This is a genomic window from Leptospira mtsangambouensis (assembly GCF_004770475.1).
Classification (GTDB): domain Bacteria; phylum Spirochaetota; class Leptospiria; order Leptospirales; family Leptospiraceae; genus Leptospira_A; species Leptospira_A mtsangambouensis.
The window spans coordinates 166,852-178,851 of record NZ_RQHK01000005.1 but is presented as its reverse complement, the minus strand read 5'-3'; the positions used below and the strand labels follow the sequence as shown (position 1 = coordinate 178,851).

At 40.6% G+C, this 12,000-nt stretch carries 13 protein-coding genes; 6 read left to right on the top strand and 7 right to left on the bottom strand.

Annotated elements, in window-relative coordinates; all coding sequences use genetic code 11:
• Positions 1 to 120 precede the first annotated feature (120 nt).
• Genes EHR01_RS09020 through EHR01_RS09005 form a run of 4 tightly spaced genes read right to left on the bottom strand, consistent with a single transcriptional unit; the run spans position 121 to position 2,962 of the window.
• Positions 121 to 585, bottom strand: coding sequence for a TraR/DksA family transcriptional regulator (locus EHR01_RS09020; protein WP_135694439.1), 465 nt, complete (start codon positions 583 to 585; stop codon positions 121 to 123).
• Between the two features lie 8 nt (positions 586 to 593).
• Positions 594 to 755, bottom strand: a complete 162-nt coding sequence (rpmG, locus tag EHR01_RS09015; RefSeq protein WP_081431684.1) for a 50S ribosomal protein L33 — start codon at positions 753 to 755, stop codon at positions 594 to 596.
• 34 nt (positions 756 to 789) lie between these two features.
• A complete protein-coding gene (locus EHR01_RS09010) occupies positions 790 to 1,734 on the bottom strand; it encodes a bile acid:sodium symporter family protein (protein ID WP_135694438.1) in 945 nt (314 codons plus the stop codon).
• A gap of 25 nt (positions 1,735 to 1,759) precedes the next feature.
• Positions 1,760 to 2,962 carry an aminotransferase class V-fold PLP-dependent enzyme gene (locus EHR01_RS09005; protein WP_135694437.1) on the bottom strand — a complete coding sequence of 401 codons (1,203 nt, stop codon included), beginning with the start codon at positions 2,960 to 2,962 and terminating at the stop codon, positions 1,760 to 1,762.
• Positions 2,963 to 3,017: 55 nt separating this feature from the next.
• Between EHR01_RS09005 and alr the strand changes: the two genes are divergently transcribed.
• A complete protein-coding gene (alr, locus tag EHR01_RS09000) occupies positions 3,018 to 4,148 on the top strand; it encodes an alanine racemase (RefSeq protein WP_135694435.1) in 1,131 nt (376 codons plus the stop codon).
• 8 nt (positions 4,149 to 4,156) lie between these two features.
• Positions 4,157 to 5,050, top strand: coding sequence for an alpha/beta fold hydrolase (locus EHR01_RS08995; protein WP_135694433.1), 894 nt, complete (start codon positions 4,157 to 4,159; stop codon positions 5,048 to 5,050).
• Positions 5,051 to 5,103: 53 nt separating this feature from the next.
• On the opposite strand, the gene EHR01_RS08990 is transcribed toward EHR01_RS08995, so the two are convergent.
• Complete coding sequence (locus EHR01_RS08990) at positions 5,104 to 5,913, bottom strand: carbon-nitrogen hydrolase family protein (RefSeq protein WP_135694431.1); 810 nt, start codon at positions 5,911 to 5,913, stop codon at positions 5,104 to 5,106.
• Between the two features lie 20 nt (positions 5,914 to 5,933).
• On the opposite strand from EHR01_RS08990, the gene argB reads away from it, so the two are divergent.
• The 3 genes from argB to EHR01_RS08975 are packed head-to-tail and all read left to right on the top strand — an operon-like array spanning position 5,934 to position 9,171.
• A complete protein-coding gene (gene argB, locus EHR01_RS08985) occupies positions 5,934 to 6,812 on the top strand; it encodes an acetylglutamate kinase (protein WP_135694429.1) in 879 nt (292 codons plus the stop codon).
• 6 nt (positions 6,813 to 6,818) lie between these two features.
• The gene (locus EHR01_RS08980; protein WP_135694427.1) at positions 6,819 to 8,564 is read left to right on the top strand and encodes a SpoIIE family protein phosphatase; all 1,746 of its coding nucleotides are present in this window, start codon (positions 6,819 to 6,821) and stop codon (positions 8,562 to 8,564) included.
• Positions 8,565 to 8,580: 16 nt separating this feature from the next.
• Complete coding sequence (locus EHR01_RS08975) at positions 8,581 to 9,171, top strand: hypothetical protein (RefSeq protein ID WP_135694426.1); 591 nt, start codon at positions 8,581 to 8,583, stop codon at positions 9,169 to 9,171.
• Between the two features lie 9 nt (positions 9,172 to 9,180).
• Here EHR01_RS08975 and EHR01_RS08970 read toward each other — a convergent pair whose 3' ends face one another.
• On the bottom strand, positions 9,181 to 10,488 hold the full coding sequence (locus EHR01_RS08970; RefSeq protein ID WP_135694424.1) for an ATP-dependent 6-phosphofructokinase: 1,308 nt from the start codon (positions 10,486 to 10,488) through the stop codon (positions 9,181 to 9,183).
• Positions 10,489 to 10,572: 84 nt separating this feature from the next.
• On the opposite strand from EHR01_RS08970, the gene EHR01_RS08965 reads away from it, so the two are divergent.
• Positions 10,573 to 11,400, top strand: coding sequence for a hypothetical protein (locus tag EHR01_RS08965; RefSeq protein ID WP_135694423.1), 828 nt, complete (start codon positions 10,573 to 10,575; stop codon positions 11,398 to 11,400).
• On the opposite strand, the gene EHR01_RS08960 is transcribed toward EHR01_RS08965, so the two are convergent.
• Positions 11,397 to 11,789, bottom strand: a complete 393-nt coding sequence (locus EHR01_RS08960) for a hypothetical protein (protein WP_135694421.1) — start codon at positions 11,787 to 11,789, stop codon at positions 11,397 to 11,399. The two genes, EHR01_RS08965 and EHR01_RS08960, sit on opposite strands and share 4 nt — an antisense overlap.
• Between the last annotated feature and the right edge of the window lie 211 nt (positions 11,790 to 12,000).

The window sequence follows — 12,000 nt, the reverse complement described above, 5'->3', positions numbered from 1 at the left end:
GTTTGGAAAACTCACGATAGAAAGAGTTTAGAGAAAGGCACGGCAAAGCAAATGTAAATTTATAAGTTGAGGGAGAATTCGGAAGAGTCTTTTTCTGGAAAAAGGACAAAGGGATTTCTCTTAATCGAGAGAATCCACATCCATTCCGGTGACTGGGTAAGCAGATAAAGAATCCATACGGTATCCACCAGCACGGTTACGGCTTTTCGCCATTTGTTCTGCAAATTCCACAGTAAATCTTGTCCACGGGATGGCCTTGAGTCTTGCGAGAGGAATTTTTTTCTTAGTTCCCTCACAGATCCCGTAGGTTCCGTTTTCAATCTTTTCTAAAGCAAGTTCGATCTCACGTAGAGTTTCAATTTCGTTTTCAGTCAAAACAGAAGTTAAGGCTTCTGAATTGAGTTCGGATGCGATGTCCGCAATATCACCCATCTCCTTCAACCCAGATGGAGAACTAGTGTCTTCCCATTGGTTGAGTTTGACGAGGAGGGACTCTTTTTTCTCTTGGAGGAGCTCACGCACCTCTTCAATGAACTTTTTGTCCACTCCTTTCTCGGATGAAGATTTTGCAGCTGGTTTCGGCATCTTATTCCTTAGACTTTGGATTCCTTGTGATCTGTATGGGATTTGCAAAATTTGCAATATTTTTTAGTCACAAGTTTTTCCGACTTTGTCTTCTTATTTTTAGTCTGGAAGTAATTTGACCGCCCAGGGATCGCACATGGGACACAGGTTAGTTTTATGATTTCTCTCATAATTTATGCCATGACGTACCGACCCCATATATAGTCAATCGACAATAGCGGGTTTTTTCGGTTCCTTTCTGAAATAGGTCGCAAACAAACTCCCCAAGAGCGAATGAGTCAAACTCGATAAAGCACTAGGAATTGCGGTGTTCGGATCGAGAAAATGTGTCCTTGCAAGGACTGCCCCGAGCCCTGAATTCTGCATCCCTACTTCAATCGAAATGGTTTTTGCCGTTTTTACATTCTTCGTCAAATACCAGCTAAAAATCCCACCAAATCCAAACCCACCTAGGTGCAAAAGGATGACCGCAAAAAAGATTCGGAAGTCCGACTTTAGGATGGTCTCTTTTCCACTGGCAATGATCGAAGCCACAATCATCGCGATCAACAGTACAGAAAGTACGGGAAAGAAATCTTGAATCTCCTTTGTGAGTTTTGGGAACATTGATTTTAAAAATAATCCTAAACCAACAGGAACCAAAATTACTTGGAAGGTTGTGAGCACAAGGCCCCACCTATCAATTTCCAATCGACTGCCAATGAGAATGGAAATTAGAAAGGGAGTCATGAGGATTCCAAGGATGGTAGATACAGAAGTTAAAGTAACACTTAAAGGGACATCCGCTTTGGACAAAAATGTGATCACGTTGGATGCAGTTCCACCAGGGCAACAAGACACAAGGATGAGTCCCACGGCGAAGGCTTCTGGCAATTGAAATAAATACCCGAGTGAATACCCAAGGATGGGCATAATCGTATATTGCAGTATAGTTCCAATGAGAATGGGTTTTGGTTGTCTTAAGATCCGAATAAAATCTTCTGCTTCTAGTGTGAGTCCCATCCCAAGCATAATCGCACCAAGACTATACGTAATCCAAGGGCCTTTGAACCAAATGATTTTTTCAGGGAATACAAATCCAATGGCGGATATGAAAAGAAGCACAACCGGAAAAGCAGTCACAATCAGTTTAGAAATTTTAGTAACCATATGAGAATTGAATTTACTCGTTCACCTAACTTTGACTAAGATAATCTTTTAATGCTTCTTTCACACGGGTCACATGTTCTTCTTCGATGGCAATATGTGGGGCCATTCGGAGTCGTCCCAGCCGCACCGCTGTTGTGATTTTTCTTTGTTTTAAAAAAGCCTGGATAGCCTCCGGTTGGAACTTGGAAGGATCTTTATGACCAGTGATGGCAAGGATACCTGTTTTGACACTGGGGAATGCATCAGATTCTAAAGTAAAACCCAGATCGTGAAGTGCGTCTTTCAACATCCCTGCTACTTCATAAATTCGTTCTCTTACTCTTGAAAACCCAAGAGTTGATAACATCTTTAATGACGCATAAAAATAAATCCAATCATTGAAATTAATAGTACTTTGTTCAAATTGGTCGGCAGCTGGTTTCCATTCATTACGATAAGGGAAATAATTGGAATCGTTGACCACACTGGCTTGGCCTTTGAAGATCAACTGAAAACCTTTGGATTCTTCTTTGGATAAATACACAACGCCCAAACCTAAAGGACCAAGTAACCACTTCCAGGCAGCGAAAGCACAGAAGGCTACCTTAATCTTTCCAAAATCCAAAGGGATATGGCCTACTGCTTGGCTTCCGTCAATCACTAGTTTTGTGGAATGAGTTTCACAAAGTTTGGAAACGGCTTCCATATCAAAAGCCACTCCCGTACACCAATGAACAGGTGATAGGCTAAGGATATTCACATCCCCTTTTTCTAATTCGTTTTTGAGGTTGGTTAAAAATTCATCAGGAGTTTTCCCTACAGGAATAAAATCCAAACCAATACCCTTTTCTTTCCAATGTTCCCAAGGATACACATTGCTTGGATATTCGTTTTCTAAAACAAGGATCCGTTTTCCTTTCGGGATTTGGATGCTATGAGAATAGAGATTCATCCCCTCACTTGTGTTATGCACAATCCCAATCTCAGATGGATCACAAGAAAGAATTTCTGCAATGTATCCTCGGATGGTAGATTTGATGACTGGTTCTGCAAAACTAGGGGCAAAAATCCCAAACTTTGCATATTCCTGGAAATAGAGATTCATCATTTGGATGGCATAGGTCGAAACGGGTGTCGTCCCACAATAATTCAACCAAACGGAGTCATTCTGTACGGGGAAATACTGGGAGATCCCTTTCCAATTTTCGAAAGAGGGAAACGAAGGAATTTCGGAGTGATTAAGAGACATTCAAAAATAGAAATATCTGAAGCGACAGAAGAGAAAAGTAAAAAAAAATGGGACCGTGCTCTCTTCTCGAATTTACCTCTCTCGTTCGGCTTTTAGCCACAATATCGCCCTCTTTCGCAAACTGATTGGTCCTAAAACGAAGTTTACGGCCATCATCAAATCCAATGCTTATGGGCACGGGCTTCTTGCCACGGCTTCCATCGCCCTTGATGCCGGTGCCGACTACTTGGGTGTCAACTCTTTGGAAGAAGCCTTATCCATCCGACGTGTATTCACGAAAGCGACCATCCTCATTATGGGAAGTATTCCCGATCTGAAAGAAAGAAAGGAATCACTGGCAGATGAAAATTTTTGGGTGATGGTCTCGCGGATCGAAGAAATGGAAATTCTCGCCAAACTTTCACCGACCCCAAAAATCCATTTAAAAGTTGATACCGGGATGTCAAGACTTGGAATTCCCGTAAGCGATGCCGATGCCCTAGCTAAAGAAATCTTTGAAAAAAAACTCCCTCTTTCAGGGATAGCCACTCACTTTGCGAGCACGGAAGATTTTACAGAACATAGTTATTCCATGTTGCAATTGGGTAAGTTCCAAGATGCGATAGACACTTTCGCTAAACACGGGTTTATCGATCTCATTTGCCACTGTGCTTCTTCTGCCTCTGCTATGTTATTTTCGGAAGCAAGAATGGATTTGGTTCGTGTGGGGATTTCTCTTTACGGACTTTGGCCAAGTTTAGAAACAAAACTTTCTTTATCTCTTATGAAAAAAGATGTGGGGATGTTAAAACCAGCCCTCAGTTGGAAAACACAAATCCAACACATCCAGAATCTAAACCAAGGAACATTTATCGGGTATGGGTCCACATATAAAACCACACATGATACAAAATTGGCAGTTGTTCCCGTCGGATACTATGAGGGACTAGATAGAAAACTTTCCAACAATGGATATATGCTCGTTCGTGGAGAAAGGGCAAAAATTTTGGGTCGGATTTGTATGAATATGACTATGCTTGATATCACTCATATCCCGGATGCAAAACTAGGGGATGATGTGGTGATTCTCGGGAAATCGGGAAACGAAACCATATCAGCAGATGACCACGCGGCTTGGACAGGTACAATTAATTATGAAGTGGTCACAAGAATTTTGGGATCATTCCCTCGCATCATTGAAGACTAGAGGACGATATGTCAGAAAGACAAATTTATAATTGGAAAAATCATAGACTCACTTATGTGAAACACAAGTCTCTTAATCCCAAAGCAAAAGAAACCATCGTCCTCATTGGTGGTTGGTGTTCTGCAGCTGGGTATTGGGGTCTTAATATTCCCTTTTTTCGTCAATTTGGAGACGTCATTGAACTAGACTTAGTTGGTCATTACCCTGCAGAAATTTTTGATCAAAAAAAAGGACTTACCCTCCAAGACTTTTTAGAAACACAAGCCCAAGGGATTTGGGCCTCTGCTGGAGAAAAAGACATCACTCTTGTTGGCCATTCAACCGGTGGGATGGCAGTGCTCGCCATTGCTTCTTTATTCCCGCAGCGAATCAAACAAGTCATTTCGATTGCACCTTTTGTCCACGGACCAGTACCCGGGATTTTAAAAATCGGTGTGATGGGGCTTCGTGCGAACTTAGGTAGTTTTTTTGACTTTGGATTCAAAATTGGAAAGGCACTCCCCAAAGCCTTACAAATTGGATTTTCCTATGGAGTGTATGATTCTTCTGCTTTCCATGCCCGTGAAGACATCAAACAATTCCTCAAAGACTATAACCCACAGTTTGAATGCCTGAACCCAAGACAAATCCTAATGATTCTGGAGATGTTAGATAGAACTGATATCCGTCCCATAGTGTTTGGAAACCAAGTGCCTACGCTCATCATGCGGGGAGAAGAAGATCCGATCATCCCAGGAAAAGACGTGATGGAACTAGAAAGAACCACTCCACATGTCAAAGCGGTATTGTTTTCCGAATGCGGACATTTTGTACACATGGAAAAACAAAAGGCAGCTGAAAAAGTAATGAAAGACTTTCTTTTGATGAAAAAGGCTTCCGCAACCAAAAGATCATTTTTTTAATCATTCCAAAGTCCAATGTGGACAAAGCCATGATATAAAAAAACTCTCTCGGCTTAGAACAGACGGTGGTTTAGGCTAGGAAGTTGGTTTCGAATTTCGCTTAACTTTTGTAAGTCGATCTCTGCAATGGCAAAACCTTCCGTATTGTGAATCTCATCTAAAATTTCTCCCCAAGGAGAAATGATGAGAGAATGGCCAAAGGTTTTTCGTTTTCCGTGGGGATCGTGAACTCCTGTCTGACCTGGTGCAAGTACATACATAAAATTCTCAATGGCGCGAGCACGAAGGAGCACATGCCAATGGGCTTCTCCCGTAGGAACAGTAAAAGCTGCGGGCAGAAAACAAAGTTCTACTCCTTTTGCGGACAAAGCACGAAAGAGTTCTGGAAAACGAATGTCGTAACAAATGGCGGAAGAAATTTTACCATACTCGGTTTGGATGACATCGGGAACCTTTCCCCCACTTTCAGTGGAATTCGATTCGCTATAATTGAATCCATCTCCGACAACCGCATTAAAAAGATGGGCTTTATGATAACGAAAGACCTCTTTCCCTTCAGGATTTGTGATGACAGCGGTATTGTAGACCTTTCCAGTTGGTGCCTTAGTCGGAAAACCTCCTCCGAGTAGAAAGATTCCAAGGTCTTTAGAGGTTTCTTGTAAAAAAACATTTGTTTCTTCTTCGATTTGACCAAGAAGATTTTTTTTCTCCTCTTCACTTCCCATAAAAGAAAAATTTTCAGGAAGACCAATGACCTTGGCACCGGCAGAAGCCGCTTCTTCCACAAGTTGCCTACACTTAGTTAGGTTATTTGAGACTCTTGCTGTACTTGTGACTTGCACTGCGGCGGCTTTAAATTTCATTATCATAAATGAGGACTTTTATGAACCACCATTCTGAAAAAATCAATCATATCTTGGAAGCACTTCCCTATTTGATCAAATATTCTGGGAAAACCATTGTCATCAAATATGGCGGAGCAGCCATGGTGGAAGAAGAATTAAAGGCATCTTTTGCAGAAGATATTGTACTCCTCAAATATTTAGGGATCAATCCTGTTGTGGTTCATGGTGGTGGACCAGAAATCAACGCTCTTATCAAATCACTCAATTTAAACACTCAGTTCATTCGGGGACATCGGGTGACTGATGAAGCCACAATGGAAGTGGTGGAAATGGTTCTCACTGGAAAAGTGAACAAACAAATTGTATCTCTCATCCAAGAAAAAGGCGGAAAACCAGTTGGTCTCTCTGGGAAAGACGGAGGGCTTGCGATTGCTGAAAAATACCTAATGGAAGTGGAAGGGGAAGATAGTAAGGTTCAAAAAGTAGATTTGGGCCTAGTTGGTGAAGTAACAGAAGTTGATCCCAATATTTTACTCACCTTACAACGTGAAGGTTTTATTCCAATCATCTCTCCTGTTGCAATGTCCAAAGAAGGTCAGACCTTGAATATCAATGCAGACACAATGGCTGGTGCAATAGCGGAAGCACTCCATGCGGACAAACTCATTTTGCTTACTGACACACCAGGCATCCTCATTGATGGGCAATTGGTAACGGGTCTCAAAAAAGCAGACATCCATGGGCATATAAAAACTGGACAGATCTCTGGCGGCATGATACCAAAAGTAGAGTGTTGTTTGCGAGCCATTGACTCTGGAGTCAAAAGAGCCCACATCATTGACGGTCGAGTTGCTCATTCCGTCTTAATTGAAATTTTAACCAACCAAGGGATTGGAAGTTTGATCGAACAAGGATAGATTCGGATGCCTACTAAACTACTGACATTAAGTCTGATTTCAGACATTACCAGCCGCATCAATTCTCAAGAAGATTTGGATACACTTCTCGGAGAGATAATGGGGATCACTCGTGATGTTCTCCAAACAGAAGGTTCTTCCCTACTCCTTTATGATAAAGAAAATGACCAGTTGGTTTTTAATACAACCAGCGGTTTAAAAGAAGAATCCCTTGCCCACCTAACAGTTCCTAGAGGGAAAGGGATTGCAGGGATGGTACTCGAAACACTCAAACCAGAGATTGTAAACGATGCTGCCAACGATCCAAGGATTTTTAAGGCGATTGATCAAAAAGTAGGTTATGTGACAAGAAACCTTCTTTGTGTTCCCATGGTTGCCCAAGGGGAAGTACAAGGTGTACTCGAAGCAGTCAACTCCCTTGACAATCGTGATTTCAATCACACTGATATTAAAATTTTAAAGTATCTTTCTAACTTAGCAGCAATAGCCGTCAAAAATCGCCTTCTGATTGATAGCCTCAATTTACGTGCAAACGAACTGAATGGTTTATTCCAAATATCCCAAGCCCTTGCCAATATCCAAAGTTCTGACGAATTTATGGACCTTGCAGTGAAAACCATTTCGGAAGTTTTGCAAGTCGATAGGGTTTGCCTCAACTTCGAAAAAATCGAAAAAAAAGGACTACCTCGTTCTAAATCCAAAGGGTTTTCCGATCAAATCCATGATGAAGATGTAGAGACCTTATTATTTGCTGATAAAGCCGATTGGATGTTCAAAGGGTATAAAATCATTACTGCAAACTCACCACAAGGAATCCAACTCACTCACAAAGGTTTATTCCAACATAGTATGATCCTATTCCCTATCTTAAAAAATAAAGAATGGTTAGGTTCTCTTGTTGTTTCCGATAAAACATCTCGCACCAGGTTCGATGAGATGGACATTCGAATTTTAAGAACTCTTACCAACCAGGTTGGGGAAGCATATACTGCCTTACAAGTTAAGATACAAAGTGAACGTTTGAAAAACATTGATCGTGATATGCAAGTAGCGGCAATGATCCAAAAACATTCCCTGCCCATCATCCCAAAACAATATTCATTACTTGAATTTGATACCTACTATCAAGCATCCAGGGAAATTGGTGGAGACTTTTATGATATGGTTGTTCATGGGAAAGACGAAGTTTCTGTAATCATTGCAGACGTGTCTGGGAAAGGAACACCGGCTGCACTATTTATGGAATTTTCCAAAACGGTTTTACAACAAGAAGTTTCAAAAACAACTTCCACAAGTGAAGCTCTCTTCAATGCCAATCAAATCTTACAAGATAAATCTGGTTTTCTGATGTTTGTCACAGCAATGCTTGTGCGAATCAATATGACAAAAAAAGAATTAACTTATTCTTCTGCAGGTCATAATTTACAAATCATCTATCGCAAAAAACACCATAAAATCCAACACCTTTCAGGCAAAGGACAACCAATGGGTATTGGAAATTGTGAGTTTTCTGAACATACAGTAAGTTATTTACCCGGTGATTTGTTGGTATTGTATACCGATGGTGTGACAGAAGCAATGAACATGAAAGAAGAACTTTTTTCAGAAGAACGACTAGAATCTGTAATCTTATCTCATATCAACGATCCCCCAGAAGTGATCAGGCAGGCGATTTTACAAAAAGTCAGTGAATTTGTGGGAGAAGCAGAGCCACACGATGACCTTTCTCTCTTTATTATTCGTCTAAACTAATAATAAAGGAGTTTTTATGAAACGCATTTTATATGCAATGGCAGTGACCTTACGACTGGATAAACTGCACAAAGCCATGTTAGATGCTGTTATCGAAACACGTGTCAAAAACGCGTTACAAACATCTGACAAACTTCGAAAAGAACAAGATCGTTTGCGAGAAAAAGAATTCCGCAAACAAATGGAAGACTTACAAAACAACCACAACAGTAGTTTTGAAAATTATAAACTAGAAACAGAAAATTTAATTCGAATCTTCAAAAACCAAATCCTCGTAGAAAAAAAAGAAGTTCTCAAAGAACGCGAAATCGTAAAAGAAATGCAACGCCAGGCCATGATTCGCGAAAACAGATTCCAACATTATATTTTACGATTCAAAGAAATTTTATTTGTAAACAAAAAGGTAGTAGAATCCATCCAAAGTCTGGTCAAAGTAGAATCCAACATCGAAGATCTGTTATACGAAATTGACAACTATGATGAAAGTAAGTTTATCAAAAAACCAGAAATGATCCTCGACACGGAATTCTTAAAAGAGCTCCATAAAAAAGAAGAAGAGATCCGAGACAATATCCTCAAGTTTCAAAAAAAAGTAGAGAATAGCTGATCATAAAGATCAGCCTTTCGCCTTCATTGAATTCGGTTGCCCCGTCGATGCGAGAAGCGCCCGCCACAAAGTACTTCTTTCAGGACGTAATACTTTTCTCTCGGCAATGGCAAGAGAGATTGGCATGACCGTAAACACATTGTTCCAAATCCCCACCACACACCCTGTCCTACCTGCAAAGGCTGCATGGACTGCATTTTGAGCAAGGAAACCACAGAACACAGAGTCTTCTGCATTGGCAGGAACAGATCGAATGATATAACTGGGATCAATATATTTTAAATTGAGATTCACACCTTCTTTTTTAAAATACTCGGTAATTTTATCTTTGATAAAAATTCCAATATCCGCCAACTTCTTGTTACCTGATAGATCCTTTTCTCCTTTGTCCTCAAAGAATTTTTGGCCCGCCCCTTCGGCCAAAATCACAACTGCATGACCTCGTTTTTGCACCCGTTCTTTCAGAACGGTAAGAAAGGCTCCCTCTCCTTCTAAATCAAAATCAAGTTCTGGAATGAGGACAAAGTTTACATTTTTAGAAGCAAGGGCTGAATTGACGGCGATAAATCCAGAGTGACGACCCATGAGTTTCACAAGACCAATCCCATTGGGTGCACCCTTCGCCTCTTCATGAGCACAATTCACAGCCTCTACCGCCTTACTAAAAGCAGTCGAAAATCCAAAAGTCTTTTGGACATAGTTAATATCGTTATCGATGGTTTTGGGAATCCCCACGATGGCGATGTCTTCCTTTCGTTTGCGCACTTCCTCTTGGATGGCTTGGGCACCACGAAGAGTTCCGTCCCCACCAATACAAAATAACATCTTCACTCCGTAGAGAAACAACGTGTCCACCATATCACCAATATTTTGGTTTCCGCGAGAAGATCCCAAAATGGAACCACCGAAGTTCATAATATGGGCCACTTTGTCTGGAGTGAGTTCCACCGGTCTATGCCCAAATTTTTTCACAAGACCTTCATAACCAAAAGGAAAACCTAAAATACGGGGCACTTTGTACCGGTAATGCAGTTCCATCACAAGAGCACGAATGACATCGTTGATCCCAGGGCAAAGTCCACCGCAAGTCACAATCCCCGCTGTGACTTCTTCCGGGCGAAAGTAAATTTTCTCTTTGGGACCGGCTTGTTCAAAAAATACAGGACTTGTTTCTACGGTTTTTTTAGCGTCCTCTGGGCCTGAAAATATCGTTTGGAATAGAACGACGGAGTTGTCTTCCGTCCAGTAGTCATACCCTGCTGGGTTTGGAATGGTGCAGGGACCAAATTGTTCAACCTTGGTATCATTTTCATTCATTGATAAAACTTATAACAAAAAAAGAGAGAGAGGAAAGCAAATTTCATTGCCAAACTAAGGAAAAGCAGGCATAAATGCTTTTAGATGCTTAAAAAGATAGTACTACCAACCATTCTCGTTAGTATGACGAGCTTTACTATTTTTGCACAAGGCCTACCTTTCTTTTCTAGTTATTCTTTTTCCGATCCAAGAGCTGCTTTGTTCCAAGTGGGAGGGTCACGTAACGGTAATTTGGCGATTCTTATCCCTTTTCGTTTCCCTAAAGAATTGGAACTCGGTTTTGATGGAAAACTTCCCAAATCAGATGATCCCATGGCTGGGATCCAAATTTTTTCATCCGTTATCCCTTTTTCCACAATCAATCCTTACCGCAATCCAGAAGGGAACTTTGATGTCAGACCAGAGAGAATGAACTCTGCTCTCCTTTCTTACCAACCCAATGTCACTTATGTGTATTACCGCAATGGATTTACTTTTGATTTAGGGCTCAGTATGGGAATGTCGATGAACCAAGGAGCTTCTGGATATGTAGACGTTGCTGAGTCAAAGGTTAGAATCAAATATAGACTCAATCGGAATTTGTTTTCATTTATCAAAAACTCTCGTTGGGAACTTTTTCTACAACTTTCTGAACTCCACCGTTTTGATAACGATATCAACAGTCGTCTCAATACATCCATCCGTGCCCAAGAACCTTCGAGAACTAATTTCGTAGGAAGACAAGTTTACATTACACCAGGGATTAGTATTTCCAATAGTAACTTAACCTTTGAAGGTATGGTGCGAGTTCCCATCAACGCAAGGGAAGCAGGTCGCACTTTGGATGAACTTTGGGCTCCAGAAATCCAAGGGAACTTAGGTCTCAAATACTATATGCCGGTGGCACCATCTTCACACTCTAACACTAATTAGTTCTTGGCCAACTTCCATTCCAAGGAAGCCAAACTAACGACCACTATCATTTCCAAAACAAAATAAATTTCACATAAAAGAGTTGTTTGTTCCAAATTCCAAACTAGATAAAACATCGTGAAGGCACAGTATAAAAAATTTGCGCTGGCAATCACACGTAAATAAAATTTCCATTGAAAAGGATTTAAAAAATAACATAACAAAGAATAAACGGAATAGATAAAAGGCAAAATCGCAAGAATATAAAGGGTGCTGATTGGCATCCCGAGTAAATCCACAAACAAAGGTAAAACGAGAGACAACAATAGGCAAGAAAGGATGGCTCCCAGACCATCCATTAAAAAAATATATTTGGGATTGTTTTTTAAAAATTGAATTTGGTTTATCATAGGCTTATTCTTCTATCTTCTTCTTTGGGCACATCGAATTTTTTTTACATACCAAAATTTGGACTGATCACCGACCGGGCTCTCCGCTGCAATCTTTCCAATAACATTTTTGTATCAACCACCTTTCTATATAGGAAAGGATTTCCGCTACGATCCCTTGTGCAGGAAAAAATCCTAAAAACCATAATAATTATGATTAAGCTTCATTCCT